The sequence below is a fragment of the Streptomyces sp. NPDC048516 genome (assembly GCF_043199875.1).
In the GTDB taxonomy this organism is placed as follows: Bacteria; Actinomycetota; Actinomycetes; order Streptomycetales; family Streptomycetaceae; genus Streptomyces.
On record NZ_JBICWS010000001.1, the window covers coordinates 315,426 to 337,316 of the forward strand.

General features: G+C 71.2%; 20 protein-coding genes. 5 read left to right on the forward strand and 15 right to left on the reverse strand.

Features of this window, described 5'->3' with window-relative positions:
- The 5 genes from ACGFR7_RS01415 to ACGFR7_RS01435 form a co-directional block, all read right to left on the reverse strand.
- On the reverse strand, positions 1–2,094 hold the full coding sequence (locus ACGFR7_RS01415; protein ID WP_393311712.1) for an endo-beta-N-acetylglucosaminidase: 2,094 nt from the start codon (positions 2,092–2,094) through the stop codon (positions 1–3).
- Positions 2,091–3,320 (reverse strand): glycosyl hydrolase, encoded by a 1,230-nt coding sequence (locus ACGFR7_RS01420; protein ID WP_393312616.1) that lies wholly within the window; start codon positions 3,318–3,320, stop codon positions 2,091–2,093. Before ACGFR7_RS01420 ends, ACGFR7_RS01415 begins: the two co-directional genes overlap by 4 nt.
- A gap of 162 nt (positions 3,321–3,482) precedes the next feature.
- Positions 3,483–4,430: a carbohydrate ABC transporter permease gene (locus tag ACGFR7_RS01425; protein WP_393311714.1), complete on the reverse strand. Its 948-nt coding sequence runs from the start codon at positions 4,428–4,430 to the stop codon at positions 3,483–3,485.
- On the reverse strand, positions 4,427–5,392 hold the full coding sequence (locus ACGFR7_RS01430) for a carbohydrate ABC transporter permease (RefSeq protein WP_393311717.1): 966 nt from the start codon (positions 5,390–5,392) through the stop codon (positions 4,427–4,429). Before ACGFR7_RS01430 ends, ACGFR7_RS01425 begins: the two co-directional genes overlap by 4 nt.
- Positions 5,393–5,406: 14 nt before the next feature.
- Positions 5,407–6,699, reverse strand: coding sequence for an ABC transporter substrate-binding protein (locus tag ACGFR7_RS01435; protein WP_393311719.1), 1,293 nt, complete (start codon positions 6,697–6,699; stop codon positions 5,407–5,409).
- Positions 6,700–7,048: 349 nt separating this feature from the next.
- Here ACGFR7_RS01435 and ACGFR7_RS01440 point away from each other — a divergent pair, with 349 nt between their 5' ends.
- From ACGFR7_RS01440 to ACGFR7_RS01450, 3 genes are all read left to right on the forward strand, one after another.
- Positions 7,049–8,308 carry a LacI family DNA-binding transcriptional regulator gene (locus ACGFR7_RS01440; protein ID WP_393311721.1) on the forward strand — a complete coding sequence of 420 codons (1,260 nt, stop codon included), beginning with the start codon at positions 7,049–7,051 and terminating at the stop codon, positions 8,306–8,308.
- A 406-nt stretch (positions 8,309–8,714) separates the two neighbouring features.
- Entirely contained in the window at positions 8,715–10,220 is a 1,506-nt protein-coding gene (locus ACGFR7_RS01445) for an SDR family oxidoreductase (RefSeq protein ID WP_393312618.1), read from the forward strand.
- 70 nt (positions 10,221–10,290) lie between these two features.
- Positions 10,291–11,733 (forward strand): phytoene desaturase family protein, encoded by a 1,443-nt coding sequence (locus ACGFR7_RS01450; protein ID WP_393311723.1) that lies wholly within the window; start codon positions 10,291–10,293, stop codon positions 11,731–11,733.
- Positions 11,734–11,796: 63 nt separating this feature from the next.
- Here ACGFR7_RS01450 and ACGFR7_RS01455 read toward each other — a convergent pair whose 3' ends face one another.
- The 3 genes from ACGFR7_RS01455 to ACGFR7_RS01465 all read right to left on the reverse strand — a co-directional run bounded on the left by ACGFR7_RS01455 (position 11,797) and on the right by ACGFR7_RS01465 (position 14,380).
- Positions 11,797–12,255 carry a spore-associated protein A gene (locus ACGFR7_RS01455; protein ID WP_393311725.1) on the reverse strand — a complete coding sequence of 153 codons (459 nt, stop codon included), beginning with the start codon at positions 12,253–12,255 and terminating at the stop codon, positions 11,797–11,799.
- Positions 12,256–12,476: 221 nt separating this feature from the next.
- A complete protein-coding gene (locus ACGFR7_RS01460; protein WP_393311727.1) occupies positions 12,477–13,340 on the reverse strand; it encodes a lysozyme in 864 nt (287 codons plus the stop codon).
- 386 nt (positions 13,341–13,726) lie between these two features.
- Entirely contained in the window at positions 13,727–14,380 is a 654-nt protein-coding gene (locus ACGFR7_RS01465; RefSeq protein ID WP_393311729.1) for a transglycosylase SLT domain-containing protein, read from the reverse strand.
- Between the two features lie 711 nt (positions 14,381–15,091).
- Here ACGFR7_RS01465 and ACGFR7_RS01470 point away from each other — a divergent pair.
- The gene (locus ACGFR7_RS01470) at positions 15,092–15,307 is read left to right on the forward strand and encodes a hypothetical protein (RefSeq protein ID WP_393311731.1); all 216 of its coding nucleotides are present in this window, start codon (positions 15,092–15,094) and stop codon (positions 15,305–15,307) included.
- 262 nt (positions 15,308–15,569) lie between these two features.
- On the opposite strand, the gene ACGFR7_RS01475 is transcribed toward ACGFR7_RS01470, so the two are convergent.
- The 7 genes from ACGFR7_RS01475 to ACGFR7_RS01505 all read right to left on the reverse strand — a co-directional run bounded on the left by ACGFR7_RS01475 (position 15,570) and on the right by ACGFR7_RS01505 (position 21,256).
- Positions 15,570–16,286: a transglycosylase SLT domain-containing protein gene (locus tag ACGFR7_RS01475; RefSeq protein WP_393311733.1), complete on the reverse strand. Its 717-nt coding sequence runs from the start codon at positions 16,284–16,286 to the stop codon at positions 15,570–15,572.
- Positions 16,287–16,799: 513 nt separating this feature from the next.
- Positions 16,800–17,651, reverse strand: coding sequence for an SRPBCC family protein (locus tag ACGFR7_RS01480; protein WP_393311735.1), 852 nt, complete (start codon positions 17,649–17,651; stop codon positions 16,800–16,802).
- Complete coding sequence (locus ACGFR7_RS01485) at positions 17,648–17,965, reverse strand: ArsR/SmtB family transcription factor (protein ID WP_393311737.1); 318 nt, start codon at positions 17,963–17,965, stop codon at positions 17,648–17,650. The genes ACGFR7_RS01480 and ACGFR7_RS01485 overlap by 4 nt, the downstream gene beginning before the upstream one ends.
- 67 nt (positions 17,966–18,032) lie before the next feature.
- The gene (locus ACGFR7_RS01490) at positions 18,033–18,938 is read right to left on the reverse strand and encodes an alpha/beta fold hydrolase (RefSeq protein ID WP_393311739.1); all 906 of its coding nucleotides are present in this window, start codon (positions 18,936–18,938) and stop codon (positions 18,033–18,035) included.
- 116 nt (positions 18,939–19,054) lie between these two features.
- Positions 19,055–20,293 (reverse strand): beta-ketoacyl-[acyl-carrier-protein] synthase family protein, encoded by a 1,239-nt coding sequence (locus ACGFR7_RS01495; RefSeq protein ID WP_393311741.1) that lies wholly within the window; start codon positions 20,291–20,293, stop codon positions 19,055–19,057.
- The gene (locus tag ACGFR7_RS01500; RefSeq protein ID WP_129297794.1) at positions 20,290–20,523 is read right to left on the reverse strand and encodes an acyl carrier protein; all 234 of its coding nucleotides are present in this window, start codon (positions 20,521–20,523) and stop codon (positions 20,290–20,292) included. The genes ACGFR7_RS01495 and ACGFR7_RS01500 overlap by 4 nt, the downstream gene beginning before the upstream one ends.
- 271 nt (positions 20,524–20,794) lie before the next feature.
- A complete protein-coding gene (locus ACGFR7_RS01505; RefSeq protein WP_392374284.1) occupies positions 20,795–21,256 on the reverse strand; it encodes a MarR family winged helix-turn-helix transcriptional regulator in 462 nt (153 codons plus the stop codon).
- Positions 21,257–21,383: 127 nt separating this feature from the next.
- Here ACGFR7_RS01505 and ACGFR7_RS01510 point away from each other — a divergent pair, with 127 nt between their 5' ends.
- Positions 21,384–21,794: an organic hydroperoxide resistance protein gene (locus tag ACGFR7_RS01510; protein ID WP_336053633.1), complete on the forward strand. Its 411-nt coding sequence runs from the start codon at positions 21,384–21,386 to the stop codon at positions 21,792–21,794.
- The last annotated feature ends 97 nt before the right edge of the window (positions 21,795–21,891 follow it).

A 21,891-nucleotide genomic window follows, 5' to 3' on the forward strand; every position in this document is an offset into this window, starting at 1 on the left:
TCACCAGGGCAGCCGGGTCCGCGACGGCTTCGAGAGGGTGAACAGTTCGTGCACGGCGCGTACTTCGAGCCGGGCGGCGGGTTCGTTCCGCGCCCGGCGCAGGCCCGGTACGTAGAAGGCCGTACCGCAGGTACCGCCCAGGAACTCCCGCCTTCCGTCCGGGAACCGGCGATGCAGCTCGTAGTGGCGCACCGGGCCCGCGGCGCGCCGCCAGCTCAGCCGCACGGAGGCCGCCCCGTCCGTGGTGGCGGTGCCGGTGACCTGCAGCCCGCTGGGCGCGGCGGGGGACGCGGTGCCCTCGCGGACCGCGAGTGCCCCCAGCCGCCAGGCCACCGGAGTGCTTCCGCGGCCGGTCAGCCGCACCCCCAGGGCGTGCACGGTTCCCGGGCCCAGGGGGACCAGGCGCAGGGAGGTGGTGCGCCAGCCGCCGCCCGCCTCCAGGGTCCCGGCCGGCAGACAGGAGTACGGGGCGGGCTCGCCCGGCGCCGGCGCCTCCCGCAGCGCGAGGGCCACCTCGACGGTCACCGGCCCCGAGGCCGGGTCGAGCCGATGAGTGAGGTCGAGCACCGTGGCGGCGCCGGCCGGCAGCCGGGCCGGGAACAGCTCCAGGGTGGCGGGAGCGTCGAAGGCGCCCCGGACCAGCAGACTGCTGCCACCGCGCCAGGCATCGGCGAAGTCCAGGGAGACCGCGGGACGTGGTCCCTCCGTCCGCACCGCCCAGCGCCGCGGCGGCAGCCGGTCCTGCAGGCCGAGGTGGTTCCAGGGGGCGGCGGAGGTGACCGCGCCGTCCTCGTACCAGCGCAGACCGTGGCCGGTGTTGAAGGTGGTGGCGAAGGGCAGCGCGGTGAGCGTCGAACGGTCGGCGACGGCAGAGGCCGGCGCCCGCCAGCCGCTTCCACCGCCGCCCGGCCGGGTGGGATCCAGGCCCGCACCGGACCAGAACCGGTCGTCCGCGGCATGGAACTCTCCGGGCGTACGTCCCGCGGGCAGATGACCGAGGGTCCACTCGGGCCGGTAGAAGCCGTACGAGACGACATGCTCGCGGTCGGCCGGGATGATCGCGTCCCAGTCCGTGTCGGTGTCCCAGCCCGCCGCTTCGACATCGACCCCGGCCCACAACTCATAGCGACTGCGGCCCAGTTCTTCCGCCCGCCGCCCGGAGTCCGCCAGCGTCCCGGCGCTCCACCGGAAGTCCACGAACAGCGAGTCGGCGACCGGTCCGGCAGCGTCCTGGAAGAACGGCTGGTTGAGCTCGTCGAGCGCGCCCTGCCAACCGACCTGCCCGGTGCTGTTCATGGCGTCGTACCAGGTGATCCGCAGGCCGTGGCCGGCGCCCGCGGTGCGCAGCGCCCGCAGGAACGCCTGCATCTCGGCGGCCAGCGCGGCGTCACCGCCGCCGGTCTCCGCGTTGAGGAACCAGCCGTCGAAGCCGTACACCGTCGCGACCTGCACCAGCTTCGCGGCGAGCGGGAAGCGCCCCGCCGCGTCCTTCCGCACCAGATCGCGCATCCAGCGCAGTTGCCCGCCATAGGCCACCGGCGGGAGGAACACCGTGCCCAGCACGGGGACGCCGTGCCGGTGGGCGGCGTCGACGACCGGTGCGTTCGGCGCCAGGATCAGGCCCTCGCCGGACGAGCCGCCCCAGAAGACCAGCTCATCGAGGTACGCCCAGTGGGTCGGCGCGTAGCAGTCCGCGGTCGCCGAGCCCTGCGACGGATTGCCCGCGGTGTGACCGAAGGCCGCGAGGGCGCTGATCCGCGCCTGGCCGGCCCGCGCCGTGGTGTTCGCCGGGACCGGGGTGAACCGCTCGGCGAGCGGCACCGTCGCCGTGTTGAAGGCCAGGTCCCGGTCGTTCCCGGGTGTCCAGGAGGCCAGGCTCCGCCAGGTGATGCCGTCCCCGGGCGTCCCCGGCGGCAGGGAGTCGGGGAACCAGTACGACGCATACGGCTGCAGCGGGTCCGCGGCGCCGGTCCTGGGCCGGCCGGCCGCCGCCGCGATGCCGCCCCCGGGCGGCGGACCGAGCAGGGCGGCCGCGGTGCCCGCCCCCGCCAGCAGCACACGGCGGCGGGAGACGGGTGGCGGTTGCCGGTTCATGAGGTGCCCCTCCGGTGGGAGACGGACGGCGACGGCCGGCGGCCGGCCTCGCCGGGTGTACAGACCTCGGTGATGCCACGCGACCTCAAATGTGCGCCGTCTTCGGCGAGTTCGGCCAGTACCAGGGCCGGGCGGACGCCCTGCGCGGTGAGCTCGGCCCAGGCCTCGAAGACCGGGCCGCCCGGCGCGCACACCGAGCGGCGGGGCGCGGTTTCGGCCCCGCCGGCATCGACGACCAGCGCGGTGGTGCGGACCGCAGGACGGTGCGCACGGCCGCGGTGGTCCGCGACCAGCGCCGCGATCGCCTTCCCCGCGGGCTTGACCGTCCGGTCGTCGGCGAGCAGCCCCAGCCCGTACTCCAGCTCGGGGAAGTCCGCCAGGGACCGCGGCACATCGTGCGAACACCACCAGGTGACGCCCCAGACGTCCTGGCAGTCCAGCGCGCCCGCGACGGTGGCCTCGGTGAACCGTGCCGCCCGCCCCTCGGGGATGTGCGGGGCGGGGGCGCCGACCTCCTGCAGCCACACCGGACGGTGCGGGTCACTCGCCCAGGCCTTGGACAGCTCGATGAGGTAGGCGGCGTGCTGCTCGGTGGCGGTTGCGGTGGGGCCGTGCCGCTGTGCGGTGCCGTTGAACACCCAGGAGTGCACGGCCGTGACGGCGCCCAGCCGCGCCGCGTGGGCGGGGGTGAAGGGGTGGCCGTCCTGGTACCAGGCGGCGTCGTAGGCGGCGTGCAGATGCATCCGCCCCGGTGCGCCCCGCTCGCATGCCGCCAGCATCCGCTCCAGCCAGGCCGTGGCCTGCGCCTGGGTGATCCGGTCGGGGTCCGGGTGCGGAGCGTCCGCGAACTGGTTGATCTCGTTGCCGAGCGTCATCCCGAGGAAGCTGGGCCGGTCGGCGAGCGCGGCCGCCAGCGTCCGCAGGTACTCCTCCTGGCCCGACAGCACATCGGGGTCCGTGAAGAGACTGCGGCGGTGCCAGGTCCGTGTCCAGGCGGGCAGGAAATCGAAGCTCGACAGATGGCCCTGCAGCCCGTCGACATGGACATCGAGGCCGCGTTCGGCCGCGGTGTCCGCCAGTTGCACCAGCTGTTCCACGGCGCGCGGCCGGATCAGGGTGCGGTTGGGCTGGAACAGCGGCCAGAGCGGGAAGACCCGGATGTGGTCCAGGCCGAGGGCGGCGAGGGAGTCGAGGTCGGCGCGTACGGAATCCAGATCGAAGTCCAGCCAGTGGTGGAACCAGCCCCGGGTGGGCGTGTAGTTGGCGCCGAAGCGCGGCGGCGGCCCCTGGCCGGGTGCGGGGTCGGGACACGGGCGCGCCGGGCGGCGGGTGGTGTGCGGCACGGGCAGGTCGCTTCCTGTGAGTGGGGAGCGGTGCGGACGGGGTCGTCAGCCCTTGACGGCGCCCTCGCCGACGCCGCGGAAGAAGGAGCGCTGCAGACAGGCGAACAGCACGATCAGCGGGAGCACGGCGATGACGGTGCCGGCCGCGACCAGCCGCTGATTGCCGGCGAAGGTGCCGTGCAGGAAATTCAGGCCGATGGTCAGGGTGAACTTCGACTGGTCGCTCAGCACGATCAGCGGCCACAGGAAGTCGTCCCAGGCCCCCATGAAGGCGAAGACCGCCACGACCGCGAGGGTGCCCCGGACCGACGGCAGCGCGATCCGCAGGAACCGCTGCCAGGCGTTGGCGCCGTCGACATACGCGGCGTCCTCGACCTCGTACGGCAGAGCCGCGAACGCATTGCGCATCAGCAGCACGTTCATCGCCCCGACGCAGCCGGGCAGCACCACCCCGAGCAGGGTGTTGTTGAGCTGCAGCTCCCGCATCGTCACGAACTGGGCGATCATGATGCTCTCGACCGGCACCAGCATCGCCATGATGAAGGCGACCAGTGCCGCCTTACGGCCCCTGAAGCGCATCCGGGCCAGCGCATAGCCGGCGAGCGCCGCGCCCGCACAGTTGGTGAGCACATTGGCGACGGCGACCCGGAGGGAGTTCAGGGCGAAGTCCCAGACGGGGATGATCTTTGCGACGCCGGCGTAGTTGCCGAGCGTGACGTCGTGGGGGACCAGGCTCGGCGGATAGCGGTAGATGTCCTCGCCGGCGCCCTTGAGGGAGGTGGACAGCTGCCACAGGAACGGCCCGGTGGTCAGCGCCAGCACGGCGAGCAGCAGGAGGTAGCGCAGCAGCAGTTGCGGGCGTGGCATCCGCCGCCGGCCGGCCCGCTCCCGGCCGGCCCGTTCCCGCCCGTCCCGTTCCCGCCCGTCCCGTTCCCGCCCGTCCCGTTCCCGCCCGGCCGTCCGGTCCGGCTCGCGCCGGGAGAGGAGACTCATCGGTCCTCCGTACGGTGGGCGCGCAGCACCAGCAGCATCAGTCCCAGCGTGAGTACGAAGACCACGACGGACAGCGCGGAGGCGTAGCCGACCCGCCCGCTGAGGCCGGTGCCGACCTGCTGGACGAGCATCACCAAGGTGGTGTCCTCACCGCCGGGACCGCCGGCCGGACCGGCCATCAGGTAGACCTCGGAGAACACCTTGAAGGCTCCGACCGAGGAGAGCGCGGCCACCAGCACCATCGTGGCGCGCAGCGCGGGGACCGTGACGGTCAGGAAGCGGCGCACCGGCCCCGCGCCGTCGACCGCGCATGCCTCGTGCAGCTCCCGGGGGACGTTGGCGAGCGCCGCCAGATAAATGATCATGTAGTAGCCCAGGCCCTTCCAGACCGTGACCGCCATCGCGCTGAGCAGCAGCAGCCAGGGATCGCTGAGAAAGCCGACCCTGCCGAAGCCCAGGCTCTCCAGCAGCGCATTGATCAGCCCCCGGTCGTCCAGCAGCCACACCCAGATCAGGCCGACGACCACGACGGAGGCGACCACCGGTGTGTAGAAGGCGGCCCGGAAGAAGGCGATCCCGGGGATCTGCCGCTGTACCAGCATCGCCAGCAGCAGCGGCAGTATCACCAGGAGCGGTACCACGCCGAGGACATAGAGCAGGCTGTTGCGCAGGCCCGTCCAGAACATGGCGTCATGGATCAGTTCCCGGTAATTGGCGCCTCCGGTGAACTGCCCGGGGGTGAGCGTGCGCGCATCGGTGAAGGAACGGGCCACCGTACTCAGGAACGGATACAGGCTGAAGGCTGCGACGATCAGCAGCCCGGGAGCCAGGAACAGCCAGGGGCTGGACGGCAGGTGCGTACGGATGCCGCGTCGTCGCCGCGGCACGGGGGCCGGCGGGGGAGCGGCAGCCGGGGTGAGGGCGCCGGTGCGCCGGCCGCGCGGTGTCGTTTCGGTGGTCACGAAGTGCCTCGGTCTCAGCCGGTCTTGAGCAGGCGGTTGCACGCGGCGACCGCGCCGTCCAGCGCCGCCTGGGGGGACTGCCTGCCCTGCACCGCCTTGGCGACCGCATTGCGCAGTACGGTCTTCATCTGGTCGCTGAGCAGCACCGGGGTATAATTCACCGCGGTCTTCAGCGACTTGGCCGAGGCCACCCGCACCCGGGTCGCATCGGTGCCGTCCTCCTCGGTGAAGTACGGGTCGTCGAGCGAGCCCTTGGTGCTGGGGAAGATGGTGACCTCCTTCGCAAAGGCCATCTGGTTCTTCCGGTCGGTGACGAAGTGCGCGAATGCGACGGCCGCCGGCGTGACCTTGCTCTGCGCGTTCACCATCAGGCCCTGGACGTACATATTCGGCTTGCCGGTGTTGTTGACCGCGTCCGTGATGCCGATGTGCCGGTAGAGGCTCGGCGCCTCCTTCTTGAAGTTCTCCAGATCGTGCGCGCTGCCCGGGTTCATGGCCACGGACTGCTGCTGGAACTTCCGCCCGGCGGACTCGGCCTGCGCGGTGAGCGCCTGTGAATCCAGCGCCCCGGCCGCATACAGCTCCTTGTAGTGCTGCAGCAGCTCCACGCCCTTGGGCTCGTTGAAGGTGAACGCGGTGCCCTGCGTGTTCATCAGCCGTACGCCGTAGCGGCCGAAGTCCTCGATCGACGGGGTGCCGGCGAGCATCGCTATCGTGCGGCCGCTCTTCCGCGCCATCGTCACCGCGTCCTCGAAGAGCTGGTCGTAGGACGTCGGCGGCTTGTCCGGGTCGAGCCCGGCCTTGGCGAAGAGCTCCTTGTTGTAGAACATCGGCCCGGTGTTGAGGTACCAGGGAAAGGCATAGACACCCGGCATGCCCGGCATCCGGTGACTCCGCCAGGCCCCGTCAAGATATTCTCCGCGGTATTTTCCCGCCGCTTTTTCCAGATCGAGCGCGAGCCCCGCCTTGGCCAGCGGAAAGGCGAGATCCGGTGACACATTGACGACATCGGGCAGAGTGCCGCCCGCGGCGTCGGCGCTCAGCTTCTCCGGGTATCCCTCGGCGGGCTGGTCCACCCATGTGACCGTGGCCTCGGGGTATTTCTTCTCGAAGTCCGCAATAACGCCTTCGAAGTATTTCTTGAAATTGGCCCTCAGGTTCCAGGTCTGGAACGTGACCTTCCCCTGGACTTTCCCCGAGGCGCTGCCCGAACCGCCGGATCCCCCGGAGGGCCCGCATGCGGTCAAGGCGAGCGCCGAGGTGACCAGGACCGCGGTCGCGGCTGCTGCTCGACGGGACAGATGCATGGCCGGCGGCTCCTTTGCTCGGACCAGACATGGAGGGGAGCTCGGCGCCGGGTAGGAATCACTGGACTCAACTTAGGGGCAGCCGTAAAGAACGCGGCGGGTTCTGCAGCGATTGATCCGGTGATTTCGCACGTTTCACAAGGCTTCCGGCGGCGACGCGGCAGACGCTACTAATGCGTTTTAGTAGGTGTCAATACCTCGGTGCCGCACTTCTTGGAAGTGGCGGGAAGGTGACCCCGCCAGGCATGCCCGTAAAACGCCCGCACAATGCCCGTACACCGTTTGACAGGCCACTGTGCGCTGCTCAGACTGAGGTGCACTAATGCGGTTCAGTCCGAGGGGGCCCGCCATGACAGCGCCCGGTGAGGCGGCCCGGCCCAAGCCGGCCCGCCGGCCGACGATCAAGGACATCGCCCGCCGGGCCGGGGTGTCGGAGAGCGCGGTCTCCTTCGCGCTCAACGACCGGCCCGGCGTCTCCCGGGACACCCGCGCCCGGGTACGCCGGGTCGCGGAAGAACTCGGCTGGCAGGCCAACAGCGCCGCCCGCGCGCTGTCGGGCGAACGCGCGGGCGCCCTGGGGCTGGTACTCGCCCGGCCCGCCCGGACCCTGGGCGTGGAGTCCTTCTTCCTCCAGCTCGTCTCCGGTATCCAGGAGGTGCTCTCCGTACGGAAGATCGCGCTCCTCTTCCAGGTCGTCGAGGACCTCGACGCCGAGTGCGCGCTCTACCGCCGCTGGTGGGCCGAACGCCGGGTGGACGGAGTCCTGGTGGTCGACCCGCGCACCGAGGACCCCCGGCCGGAACTGCTCACCTCACTCGGCCTGCCCGCCGTCGTGGTGGGCGAACCGGGCCCACCTGAGCCGGCTTCACCTGAGCCGGGCTCACCTGAGCCGGACGCGCCTGAGCCGGACGCGCCTGAGCCGGACGCGCCCGGGCCGGACGCGCCCGGGCCGGACGCGCCCGGGCCGGACGCGCCCGGGCCGGGCGGTGTCTCAGGGTCGGCTCCGCCCCGCCCGGCCGCCGTCCCGCCCCGCCCGGCCGCCGTCCCGCCCCACCCACTGCTCTCCACCGTCCGGGCCGACGACTCCACGGCCATGGCCCGGATCCTCGACCACCTCTACGGCCTGGGACACCGCCGCATCGTCCACGTCGCGGGGCTGCCCGACCTCGCCCACACCGCCCGCCGCATCCGCTCGCTGCGCACCGAAGCGGACCTGCGGGGCCTCGACCACCGGCACGTCCACTCCGTGACCACCGACTACTCCGACGCCGAGGGAGCCGAGGTCACCCGCCGCCTCCTCGACGCCCCCCAGCCGCCCACGGCGATCGTCTACGACAACGACGTGATGGCCGTGGCCGGTGCCTCGGTCGCCGCCGGGCGCGGCATCCCCGTACCGGCCGCCCTGTCGATCGTGGCCTGGGACGACTCGGCGCTGTGCCGGGTCACCCACCCCCGGCTCACCGCACTCGTCCGTGACACCCCCGCTTTCGGCAGGCTCGCCGCCGGGGAACTCCTCGCCGTCCTCGACGGCGGACCACTGCGGACCGTCCAGGCCGAACTGCCGCACCTGGAAGCACGCGAGAGCACGGGCGCGCCCGGGGCACCCTGAGCGCCGCGCCGTCGCACCGTAGGCGCCGCCTCGCTGTCGGGCTGCAGGGCTGTCGGTCTGTCGCGCCGGGGCCAGGGCCATCTCGTGGAGTACACGCCCGCGACACGTCCGCGACGTTGACGACAACTTCGTCCCACCCGCTCGACCGTATTCGGCCAAGTGTTCGGCGATGTCTCAGGCGGTCCGTGATGCCCCGTGCCGGTGCCGGTGCCACACTTGGCGGGCAGGATCATCGTGCCGCCGCCAGCCCGAGGAGGCCGTGCCCGTGGCCGACAAAGGCACTGACAAGGACAAAGGCACCGAGCAGGACACCGACCAAGGCACCGGCAGACGGACCGGCAAGGGGACCGCCAAAGACACCGCCAAAGACACCGCCAAAGACACCGCCAAAGGCGAGATCCCGGCGATGCCCGCGCACCGCCCGTGTGTCCTGGTCACCGGCGCCACCGGTTACATCGGCGGGCGTCTGGTGCCCGAACTGCTCGCGGCCGGATTCGCCGTACGGGCGCTGGCCAGGACGCCGGAGAAGTTGCGTGACCACCCCTGGGCCGCGGACACCGAGATCCTGCGCGGCGATGTCACCGACGCCGAGTCGGTCCGTAGCGCCATGGACGGCGTCGAGGTCGCCTACTACCTGGTGCACGCCCTGGGCAGCGGCCGGAGTTTCGAGGACACCGACCGCAGGGCCGCGGAGGTCTTCGCCCGGCAGGCCCGCGCCGCCGGAGTGCGCCGCATCGTCTACCTCGGCGGTCTCGGCCCCCGGGGCATCCCCGAGCGGGACCTGTCGCCCCACCTGCGCTCCCGCGCCGAGGTCGGCGGCATCCTGCTGGCCTCCGGTGTCCCCACCGCGGTCCTGCGCGCCGCCGTCATCATCGGCTCCGGCTCGGCCTCGTTCGAGATGCTGCGCTATCTCACCGAGCGGCTGCCGGTCATGGTCACGCCGAGCTGGGTGCGTACCCGCATCCAGCCGGTCGCCGTCCGCGATGTGCTGCGCTACCTCGTGGGCTGTGCCCGCCTCCCCGGTGACGTCAGCCGTACCTTCGACATCGGCGGGCCCGACATCCTCACCTACCGCGACATGATGCAACGCTACGCACGGGTCGCCGGGCTGCCCGAACGGCTGATCCTCCCCGTCCCGATGCTCACCCCACGCCTGTCCAGCCTCTGGATCGGACTGGTCACCCCCGTGCCCCCCGGACTGGCCCGCCCACTGGCCGAATCGCTGCGCTACGAGGTCGTCTGCCACGAGCACGACATCGCCCGCTACGTCCCCGCCCCGGACCCGCCCGGCCACCCCCTCGCCTTCGACGACGCCCTGGAACTGGCGCTGCGCCGGGTACGCGACGCCGAGGTCACCACCCGCTGGTCCAACGCCGCTGTGCTCGGCGCACCGAGCGATCCGCTGCCCACCGACCCCGACTGGTCCGGTGGCAGCCTCTACACCGACCGGCGGGAGCGGACCGTCGACGCCCCGCCCGAGGTGCTGTGGCGGGTGGTCGAGGGCATCGGCGGGGACAACGGCTGGTACTCCTTCCCGCTGGCCTGGTCGCTGCGCGGCTGGCTGGACCGGCTGGTCGGCGGGGTGGGGCTGCGCCGCGGCCGACGGGACGCGGGCCGTCTGCGGGTCGGTGACTCGCTCGACTTCTGGCGGGTCGAAGAGGTCGTGCCGGGCCGGCTGCTGCGGCTGCGCGCCGAGATGCGCCTGCCCGGTCTGGCCTGGCTGGAGCTGACGGTCGGCCGTGACGCCCAGGGCCGCACGCGCTACGGCCAGCGGGCCCTGTTCCACCCGCACGGACTGACCGGCCATGCGTACTGGTGGTCCATCTCCCCGTTCCATGCCGTGGTGTTCGGCGGGATGGCCCGCAATATCGCGGCCGCTGCGGCAGCCGAGCACCAGGCCCGCCCGGCGTGAACGCACCGAGGACGGAGCAAAATCCGCGGCCGTTCCCGCCGGATTCCGGGACCCTTGGCATGCTGGTGCCATGACGCGGCGTACCGGGCGTGCGCGGGACCGGGCAGTGGTGGTGGGGGCGGGGCCGAACGGTCTGGCCGCGGCGGTCACCCTGGCCCGCAGCGGGCTGCAGGTGACGGTCTTCGAGGCGGCCGAGGAGATCGGCGGCGGGGTCCGCAGCGGCGAACTGTCCGTCCCCGGGGTGCTGTTCGACCACTGTTCCTCTACGCATGTGATGGGCGCCGGCTCCCCGTATCTGCGCACCCTCGATCTCGCGCCGTACGGGCTGGAGTGGCTGTGGCCCGAGATCGACCTGGCGCACCCGGTGGACTCCGGGGGCGCCGGAGCGCTGTACCGGTCCGTGGGGCGGACCGCCGCCGGGCTCGGCGCCGACGGCCCCGCCTGGCGGCGGCTGTTCGGGCCGCTGGCCGCCGACGCGGAGGCGCTGACCGACGAGGTCATGCGACCGCTCCTCAAGGTGCCCGGCCACCCGTTCCGGCTCGCCCGCTTCGGGCTGCACGCCCTGCAGCCGGCCACGCTGATCGCGCACCGTTTCCGCACGGAGGCGGGCCGCGGTCTCTTCGGCGGGGTGGCGGCCCATCTCTTCGGCCGGCTGAGCCAGCCGCTGGGCGCGTCCGTGGGGCTCATGATCATCGCGGCCGGGCACCGGTACGGCTGGCCGGTGGCCAAGGGCGGCTCGGGCGCGATCGCCACGGCGCTGGCCGCACTGCTCACCGAGGCCGGCGGCCGGATCGAGACCGGTGCAGCGATCCGCTCGCTCGATGAACTCCCGCCCGCCGCCACGGTGTTGCTCGATCTGATGCCGGCCGCCGCGGCAGCGCTGATCGGCGACCGGCTGCCGCCCCGGATACGCCGCGCCTACACCCGCTACCGGCCCGCCCCCGGCGCGTTCAAGCTCGATCTGACGGTCGAGGGCGGGGTGCCCTGGCGCGCCGGGGCCTGCGGGCGGGCCGGGACGGTGCACCTCGGCGGCAGCTTCGAGCAGATCGCCCACGCGGAGCGGGAGGTCCATCTCGGGCGGATGCCGGCGCGGCCGTTCCTCCTGGTCTCCCAGCAGTACCTCGCCGACCCCGGCCGCTCCGCAGGTGATCTCCACCCGGTCTCCGCGTACGCACATGTGCCGCACGGCTACACCGGCGATGCCACGGCCGCGATGCTGGCGCAGTTCGAGCGTTTTGCGCCGGGGACTCGGGAGCGCGTCGTCGCCGCCACCGCCACCTCGACCGCCGAGCTGGAACGGGGCAACGCCAATCTCGCCGGCGGCGACATCATCGGCGGCGCGAACACGCCGTTGCAGCTGACCATGCGTCCCCGCGTCGCCCTCGACCCCTACCGCACCGGTGTCCCCGGGGTCTTCCTCTGCTCGGCAGCCACCCCACCGGGAGCCGGCGCCCACGGGATGAACGGGCACAACGCGGCCCGGTCCGCGCTGCGGGCGCTGGGCAGGGCCTGACCCGAGACACCCGGAAGGCGGGTTCCCGGGCGCGCTGCCCGGGAACCCGCCCTCACGGTCTTCTCAGTGGCGCGTGTGGTGCGTGACGACGCCGGCCGCCATCCGGCCGCAGTTCGAGCCGGAAACGTTGACGCTGACCGACTCGATCGTGCCGCCCCAGTCCACGCAGATGCCCTTCGCGGGCAGGTAGACGGGACCGGCGTACGAGGTGTACTTCCCCTCGTCGTAAACCCAGCCGGAACTGCCGTCGGTGGCCGAGAGATACGTGTACATGTACACCGGCTTACCCGGGCTGTTCCGCACCGTCACGACACAGTTCTTTCCGGTCTTTGCGCTGTACGTCAGATACACGGTCCCCTTTCCGGTGACCGGTACGGAATTCACTACGCTGTAGCCGCTTCCGCAGGCTCCGTTGTACGCGGCGGCCTTTGTTGCCGCGGATGCGGTGGTGGCCGCTGTCATCGTGGCGATACTCGCCACGGCCAGCACTGCGGATCCTGCGATGGCACGTGAACGCTTCATCTGAATTACCCCCGTGGGTGAGTGCGTCGCGTGGTCATTTCGCAGTGTTGGACAACGGCCGGCCGTGGATGGTTGTACTGCGGCAGATAATTCACCGTTGTTCGAAGCCAGTTGTCCAAAAACCGCACACGGGCGGTTCCCGGTGGACGCCGGCGCACAACGGCCGGCCCCCGGCGCCGCAAGAGGCGCCGGGGGCCGGCCGGGAGCGTGGGGAGGCGGTGTCAGCTGCCCTTCGCGAGGACCTTGAGGCGGGTGTACGTGCCGTTGAAGCGGTTGCGGTCGCCGACCGAGTGGCCCGAGGAGGTGTGCTGCCAGATGCTGTGGTACTCCCAGCCGCGCGGCAGCGAGCCGACGGACGAGCCGTAGCGCGGGATCCACAGCGGATTCGTCCTGCCGAACTTGCCGGAGTTGCCGGTGCAGCGCCTCCACCAGTTGGTGGAGGTGTAGATGACCGGGTAGCGGCCGGTCTCCTCCCGGTAGGTCCGCACGAAGTCGCGGATCCAGTTGACCATCGACTTGTGGCTCTTGCCGTAGCAGGTCGCGCCGTAGGGGTTGTACTCCATGTCGAGCGCGCCGGGCAGCGTCCTGCCGTCCCTGGACCAGTCGCCGCCGTGGTCGGCGAAGTACTCCGCCTGGGAACTGCCGCTGGAGTGGTCGGGCAGCGCGAAGTGGTACGCGCCGTGGATCATGCCGGATGAGTACGAGCCCCGGTACTGCTGCGCGAAGTACGGGTTCGTGTAGCTGGTCCCCTCGCTGGCCTTGACATACGCGAAACGCACCCCGGACTTGCGCAGCGACTTCCAGCTGACCCTGCCGTTGTGGCTGGAGACATCGACGCCTGACACGGCCCTTCTGGACGACGCCTGCGGCTCCAGACCACCTGCCCGGATGCTGCTGCCCTCGTGGGCGGCGATGGTGGAACCCATCCAGTCCTGTTCGGGGTGGGCTGGTCTCTTCTCGGAGTCCGACGCCGTGGCGGAGCCGGGCAGCGCGAGGGGCAGAGCGAGCACGGAGAGAAGAGAGACGAGAGTTCCGGCCGCAAGAGGGACTGTACGGCGGGCCGGACCGGATCTGCGCAAGGGCATCGCATGCCTCCGAAGGCCTTCGGTTGAGTCAGGTTCGGCAGCTTTTGAGCAGAATCCTGCCGATAAGAGACTTATACGCAGAACTGCCTGACGCTATGACCCAACAGGCCGTCAGTCCGCCGACCAGCCCCACATCTCACCCGTCCGGCGGTCAGATACGGATGTCCGCGCCCCCGGCCCCGGCTCCGGTGTCGCACGACAGAGCGAAGCGGGCCCCGGCACCGCCGGGACCCGCTCCACCGCGCAGCGGCGAACGCGCCATTCCGCCGCTTCGCAAGCTGCCTTATGCCGAGCCTGTCGGCTCGCTTGTGTGGTCCGTCATGCCCACGGCCTTATCCGGCTGGGGCGGCCGGGAGGGCCGGCGACGGCCTGTGTGCTCCGTCGGCTCAGTAGGCCGAGTTGACCTTGTCGATCGAGCCGTACTTGTCGGCCGCGTAGTTGGCCGCGGCGGTGATGTTGGCAACCGGGTCGGTGAGCTTCTTGGGCGTACCGGACACGTGGTAGCTGTCGAAGGTGGGCTGGATCACCTGCAGCAGGCCCTTGGAGGGCACACCGTTGACCGCGTTGACGTCCCAGTTGTTGACGGCGTTGGGGTTACCGGCGGACTCCCGCATGATGTTGCGGTGCAGGCCCTCGTAGGAGCCGGGGATGCCCTTGGCCTTCATGATGTCCAGGGACTGGCGGATCCAGCCGTCCAGGTTGTCCGGGTAGTTCTTGACGTCGGTGCGCTCGGCGGAGCGGCTGGCGGCCTGCTGGGTGCTGTGCTGCTTGGCGACGTCGGCGACCTTGACGTGGTCCGCGACCGAGGCGGTCACGGCACGGCCGGTCTTGGCGTCGTCGGCCTTGCCCGGCTGGCCCTTCGCATCGACGGGCTTCACGGCGGCCGGGGCGTGTGCGGACGCCGCCTGAGCGGTGTCCGGAGCCGCGGTCATCGCCAGGCCCGAGGTGGCACCCGCGGCGGCCAGAACGGCCACGGCGATCTTGTGGGTGCGGGTGATGCGGGTAATACGGGCAGCGCGGGGCAGGGTGAAGCTAGGCATGCAGATTGACCTCTTCCAGGTACTGGGGACGGGGAGGCGGCCTTTTTGGCGGCGCGTTCCGCACCGGAGGTCTTTGCTGCGATCGCCTTGGGGCGTAAGTCGCAAGCTCGCTCTCAGTGCGTCGGAATCCATGGTTAACGCCGGTCCCGAATCGAGGCAATGTTGCTCGGTACTACTCATCTTCGTGAGGTAAACCCGGATACCTGAAGTGATAAGCGTTTCTGGCGGCGTTGGCCCGGAATGGCCGCACGGAAATCAACTAGGCAAGCTCGTACGTGACGTACGTCGCGTGCCCCGAGTCACCTGAGAGGGCCTTCAAGGGCCGCTCGACCCGCCCGTATAAGTTGCCTGGCTCACACCGGAATTACTGATCTCCGGTGCTGATTCACGCGCGGACGTCAGCAGATTTATCCCGGCAACTGCCCGGTGCGGCGGCCCGGGAATCTCCCGATGTGGTGAGGCGCACCGCTGCCGGAGCCCAATTGGGCGGCAATTGTGCGCTGATTCACGAGCGGAGCGGGGTCTTGCTTCGGGGCGGTGCGGCACGGGGAAGGGCGCATGCCGGATGGGCCGTTGGTGAGTCCTTGTACGGCGATACGGCGGTGCTGCTGGTCCGTTCGCAGCAGCGCCCGGAGCTGTCGCATGACTGCGGCCCCCCGGCTCCCCGAAGGTGGCACCGCACACACCATCACTCATCGTAGGGACGTGCTCATGCTCCGTCGTCTTGCCGTCGTTCTCACAGGTCTTCTCGTCTCGGGCTTCCTCGCGACGGGCGTCGCCGCCGCGGCCCCGGCCGACAGTCACCGCCAGCCCGGCTGGCACCGCGACCACCCGCTCACCCCCAGGGAGCGGGCGGGAGTTCGTCTCGCCGCCCAGATCCTCGACACCCTCTTCGGCGGCGGCACGGTGCGACGCGACCGCTTCTGACGTGCGGCGCCGGGCCCCGGCACCCGGTAAGGGAGCCGACGCCCGGCACCCGCGCCGGACCGCAGCGGCAAGAGCCACGGCGATGTCACCGGCAAGGGGCCACGGCGACGACAAGCGCCGCGGCAAGGGCCATGGCAACGGCAACGGCAATGGCCCCACCCGCGGGATGCGGGCAGGGCCACTGCCGTTGCCATGCCTGGCGCCGCACTGCGGCGCCCGTATCAGTCTGCTCCGACCGTCCTCACGGCCGCGTCGCTCCGGCTCAGTAGGCCGAGTTGACGTTGTCGATCGAGCCGTACCGGTGGGCCGCGTAGTTGGCGGCGGCGGTGATGTTGGCGATCGGGTCGGTGAGCTTCTTGGGCGTACCGGACACGTGGTAGGTGTCGAAGGTGGGCTGGATCACCTGCAGCAGGCCCTTGGAGGGCACACCGTTGATGGCGTTGATGTCCCAGTTGTTGACGGCGTTGGGGTTGCCGCTGGACTCCCGCATGATGTTGCGGTGCAGGCCCTCGTAGGAGCCGGGGATGCCCTTGGCCTTCATGATGTCGAGCGACTGGTGGATCCAGCCGTCGAGGTTGTTCGCGTAGCGCTTCGGGGCCGCCTTCGGCGCTGCCTTGGGGGCGGCCTTGGGCGCCGCCTTGGGGGCGGCTATGACCTTGCGCTCGACGGACCGGTTGGCGGCCTGCTGGGCGGTGTGGCCCTGCTTCTCGACCGCGGTGACCTTCAGGCCGGCGCCAACGGACGAGGCGAGCTGGTGGTCCTTCTTGCCGTCGTCGGCGCGGTCCTTCGCGGTGAGCGGAAGGCCGTTGGCGCTGACGGGCTTGACCGCGGACGGCGCGTGGGCGGCGGTGGTCTCGGCGTTGCTCGGTGCCGCCGTGAACGCCAGCGCGGCGGCGCCGCTCGCGGTGGCCACCAGCGCCGCGGAAATCTTCTGGGCGCGGGTGATGCGGACAGGGCGGGACAGGGTGAAGTTAGGCACGGGGATTCTGACCTCTTCCAGGGCTTGATGGCGGGGGAGGCGGCCTTCGGTTGGCGCGTGAGACCGAGGGTCATTGGCCGCGTTCGCCGCTCTGGCTGAGATCGCAGGCTCGTTCTCGGTGCTACGCCGAACATGCTGAGCCAGCGCCCTGGATGGTGGCAAAGGTGCCTTGTACTACCTATCTTCGTGAGATGAAGCGAGATGTCCGTTGTAAATGCGGTGTTTCGCGCTCAGGGCAGGGAAAGGCATCGACTAGGTGTGCTCGTACGTGACGTACGTCGCGTGCCGGGCATCACCCGGGACCGGCATTCAAGGCCCGTTCGCGGCACCGCAAAGTTGCCTGGCTCACATGGAAAAGCGGCCCGGCCCGCAGGGCTGGAGGCAATTCCGCAAAGGATGCCGACGGGATGCCGGCGGGTATGTGCGGAGCGGGCTTTCACGGCATCGCGCCCCCAGAGCCTTCCTGGGGGGCGCGAGAATGCGGCGGCGCCAACCGCGGACTGTCGGTCCGTGTCAGTTCTCCAGCAGCCGGGCCGCAAGATGCTCGATGCGGTCGTGCCACGCCCGCAGCGCGGCATCCGCGTCAGCGCCCGGCGGGCCGGTCTGGACGAGGACGAGCCGGGCGCCATGGCCGGTGCCCCGGCCCAGCTCCCACCGGACCGTGCCTTCCGGGTCCCGGTGGTAGGCGAGCACCGAAGGGGCCCGTACCTCGGTGACGGGCCCGGCCGGCGCCTCCCGGGAGGTGAAGCCGGACGGCGCGGGTGCACCTTCCACGGGCTCGTCTCCCGAGGTCAGCGCCGCCCAGACGGCCTCGGCGGGCCGCACGAGCTGGCGCTCGAAGCGGATCCGTGGGCCGTGGGGGGTGTCCTCGGCCACGCCCTGTCCGAGATCGAACTGCTCGACGTACGCCTCGTGCAGCTCTCCGGTGTCGCGGGGCACGGCTGTCGGTGCGCCGTCCAGCAGCTGCGAGAGCGCGGTGAGGCACAGATGCCAGCCGGAGGCGAAGCTCGCGCCGCCGAACCGGTCACCGAAGGTGTGCACCAAGGTCAGCAGGGAGCCGTCGCCGTCCGGAGTGATCTCCCAGCGCAGGTGGTCCGCTCCCCAGGTGAAGGCGAACAGCCGGGGCTCCTCGGAGTCGGTGACCGTACCGGTCATGGCGATACCGGTCACACCGGGCATGTGGAAGGTCATGGCCCCGCCGGGCCGGAGTTCCACGGTGACCTCGGAGGGGAACCACCGGCCGAGGTGCGCAGGGTCGGTGATCGCCGACCAGACCTTCGCGGGCGGATGGGCGAGCCTGCGCTCCATGCGCAGGGTGTTCCGGCCGTCGCCGGTGGGGGTGAGGCTGTCGGAGTGCGGGTTCATCGGGGGTCGTCCTCCATGGCGTCGAGATGCCGTTCCAGGGCGTCAAGAGACCCGGTCCACAGATGCCGGTAGTGCGCGAGCCAGGCGTCGAGCTCCGCCAGGGGCTCGGGCCGGAGCTCGTACCAGCGGCGCTGGGCGTCCTGCCGGACCTGGACCAGGCCGGCCTCGCGCAGCACCCGCAGGTGCTTGGAGGTGCCGGGCTGGCTCAGTCCGAGCTGGTCGGTGAGCTCACCGACCAGCCGTGGGCGCTCCAGGAGCAGGTCGAGGATCTTGCGCCGGCTCGGCTCCGCGAGTACGTCGAACGGTAGGGGCATGGATTCAGTATGTCGCCCTGGCTATATAACCACAACGGAATGTTCTCTCGGGTGAAGGACCGCCGGATCACGCACACGCCGGACCGGCCGCCGGCGCCTCCTCGCGCCCGCGCGCCACCGGGGCGAGACAGGGCGCCGGGCTCAGCGGCCCATCGGTGAAGAACCGGGCGGCCAAGTCCGCGACGTCCTGCGGGCGTTCGAGCACCACCCAGTGGTCGGCGTCCGGAATCGTCAGAAAGCGGCTGCCCGGGATGGTGGACGCGAAGTGCCGTTGCCGGGCCGGCGAGGTCACCGTGTCGTGCTCGCCGCTGAAGACGAGCGTGGGGATGCCGGTCAGGCCGCCGGAGAAGTCCGGACGGTCCGAGATCCCGCGGCGCAGCGAGTCGACGGCGTGCCGGGAGTTCCGGGCGGCGTGCAGCATCGAGCGGCGGACGTAGCGGTACGCCAGCTTCCGGTGGGCGACGTGGCGGCGGTCGTCGAGGCACATCAGCCCCTCGGTCACCAGGGTGGCGAAGGCCTCGGTGTCGCCCTGCGCGAGATGGTCGGATGCCCGTCGCCACAGCTCCTTCTGCGCCTCGCTGATGTGCGCCGGAACCCCGCCCAGGGCGAGCCGCGCGATCCGCCCGGGGAACCGCCGGGCGCATCCGTAGGCCAGGCCCGCCCCGTAGGAGAAGCCGAAGAGATTGATCCGGGGGACGTCCAGATCCTCGATGATGCCCTCGATCGCCGCGCACACGACATCGATGCTCGGCCCCGGGGGAAGCGGGTCGGCGCTCCCCATCCCCGGCAGGTCGGCGGTCACCACATCCGCCAGCGGCCCCACATGATCTTCCATCTGCGGCCAGCCGAACATTCCTTGCAGCGCGCCGCCCAGCACCAGCACGGGTTCGGTGATCCGCTCCGGCTGCTGCAAGCGCCGGTAGGAGTAGGACACCCCGGCCACCGACAAGGAGCGGATCATTTCCTCGGACATGTGAGATTCCTTCTCGAAGCACCGGCGGGAACGGACGCGCCGACGCGGCGCGCCGGGGGCGGTCCGGGGTCTGTCGTCGCGACGGGACGCCGACGACAGGCCCCGGGGGTCTCTCCCTAGCGGGTCAGCACCAGTGCGGCGTTGTGCCCGCCGAAGCCGAGCGACGTCTTGACCGCGCAGTCGAATGCCGCCTGCCGGGCCTCCTTGTGCACGATGTCGACCGGGATCCGCGGATCCAGCACCTCAAGGTTGGCGGTCGGGGGCACCAGCTGCTGTTCCAGGGCCAGCACGGTGAGCGCGGCCTCGATCCCGCCCGCGGCGCCCAGCGCGTGCCCGGTCATCGCCTTGGTCGAGGTGACCAGGGGGTGATCGCCGAGAACCCGCTGCAGCATGGCGGCCTCGATGTGGTCGTTGGTGACCGTCGAGGTGCCGTGCGCGTTGACGTGGCCGACATCGCCGGCCTGCACCCCGGCGTCCGCCAGCGCGGTGCGCAGTGCCCGCTCGATCCCCTTGCCCTCGGGGTCGGGGGCCACCGCCGCGTAGGCATCGCTGGACGCGCCGTAGCCGCGGATGTGGGCCCGCACGGGGGCGTGGCGGGCCCTGGCGTGCTCCGGCCGCTCCAGCACGAGCAGCCCGGCGCCCTCCCCGACCACGAAGCCGTCCCGGCCCGCGTCGAAGGGGCGGCACGCGGTGGCCGGATCGTCCCGGCGGGTGGAGACCGCCTTCATCTGGCAGGCGCTGGCGATCAGCAGCCGGGAGAGGACCGATTCCGCCCCGCCGGCGAGGGCGATATCGCAGGCCCCGGCGCGCAGCAGCTGGTGCGCGGTGCCCAGGGCGACGGTCCCGGAGGAGCAGGCCGTGGCCACGCCCAGACTGGGGCCGTGGGCGCCGATGTCCATGCAGACACTGCTGGCGGCGCTGTTGACGACGGTCAGCGGGGCGAGCTTGGGGGAGACCCGGCGGGCGCCGCGCCCGGCCATGGCGACATGCTGCTGGTCGTAGAACGGCAGCCCGCCGTGTGCGGAGCCGATGACCACCGCGACCCGGCTGCTGTCCCAGGACTCCGGGTCGAGGCCGGCATCGAGGACGGCTTCCCGGGCGGCGATCACCGCGAGCTGCGCGAAGCGGTCCATCAGCCGCTGGGTGGCCACCCCGAGCAGTTCCGTGGTGTCCAGACCCGCGATGGTGTACATGAAGTCACAGGGCAGATCGGCGAGTTCTTCCTGGTGGGTCACGCCGCCGGGCACGGTCTCCTGGGTGACGGCATGCCAGGTGGCCTTCGCTCCCACTCCTGCCGCGGTCACCAGTCCCAGTCCCGTCACGGCCGCGGCGAACGGCTCCTGGCGGGCCGTCATGCCGGAACTTTGCCGTCGACGGCCGCCACCAGCTGGCCCACGGTGTTCCGCGGGGTCAGCGACACCTCGTCGAGATCGATGTCCAGCCGTTCCTCGATCAGGACGCGGAGTTCTTCCAGCGCCAGGGAGTCGAGGCGCAGGCCACGCAGCAAGGACTCATCGGTGATGTCGGCCGGGGAGACCCCGAATCGTTGGACCAGCAAGGTGTTGACAACTTCTGCCGCGTTCACGTGGCGCTCCTCCGCTTGTCGTAGGCGATGCTGCCAACCGCGTCGTGGGCGGGATTTCACCGGCGGCTCCGGCTGGTTTGACCCCTCTTTATACGCCTTTGTCCCGATGACTCCCCAACCTTGGTAGCTCAATGGGGTGATGAGCGCACCGGGAGGGGCCGGGCGTTGGCGCCTCGCCTTGCGGACGCCGCGGAAAGCACCTACGTACGTAACGCCGCGGACCGGCGGGAGGTACGGGCCCAGGGGCGGCGGACTCCGGGATCTTCCGGGGTCAGGCCTCGTCCAGGGCGCTGGTCACGCGTCCCAACAAGCCCTGGAGCGTGCGGAGTTCTTCGATCGTGAGACCCGTGGCGGCCAGCATCCTGCGGGGGACCGGCAGGGCCGCCTCGCGCAGGTCGTCGCCGGCGGGGGTCAGGTGGATGGTGACGGACCGTTCGTCCTCGGTGCTCCGTTCGCGGCGCACCAGGCCGGCCGATTCCAGGCGCTTGAGGAGCGGGGAGAGGGTGCCGGAGTCCAGCCGCAGCTGTTCGCCGATGGCCTTGACCGGCTGGGAGCCGTGCTCCCACAGCACCAGCATGACCAGGTACTGGGGGTAGGTCAGGCCCAGGTCCTTCAGGGCGTCGCGGTAGACGCCGCCGAATGCCCGTGAGGCGGCGTGCAGCGAGAAGCAGACCTGGTGGTCGAGGCGGAGCAGTTCGGCGTCGGGTACCGGGGGCCTGGTGGCGGAGGTCATGGGGCCAGGTTAGCCCGCCCCGACATTTAGTTGCGCGCAATCTAGTTGCGGACAACTTAAATGTGTGTCACTGTGATGGCTATCGGGCGGCCGGGGAGCGGCCGCCCGCCACCGAAGGGGAACTGTGATGGACGCGCTGTACACCGCTGTCGCCACCGCCAACGGCCGCGAAGGCCGGGCGGTCAGCTCCGACGGCCGGATCGACCTGGCCCTGGCCATGCCTCCGGCCCTCGGCGGCAACGGCGCCGGCACCAACCCGGAGCAGCTCTTCGCCGCCGGCTACGCGGCCTGCTTCGCCAGCGCGATGGGCAACGTCGGCCGCCAGATGAAGCTCGACACCAAGGACGTCTCGGTCACCGCCGAGGTCTCCCTCGGCAAGGACGACACCGGCTTCGGCCTGGCTGTCGTCATGCGGGTGGAGCTGCCGGACACCCTCGCGGGCGAGACCGGGCGGCAGCTGGTCGAGGCGACGCACCAGTACTGCCCGTACTCCAAGGCCACCCGCGGCAACATCGACGTCGAGCTGGTCATCGAGTAGGAAAGCGGCGTGCCCGGCGGACCGGCCCCCGCGACTTCGCCGGGGCCGGTCCGCCGGGCACGTACGGCTCTGACCGCGGGCGGCGCGCCGCGGCAGG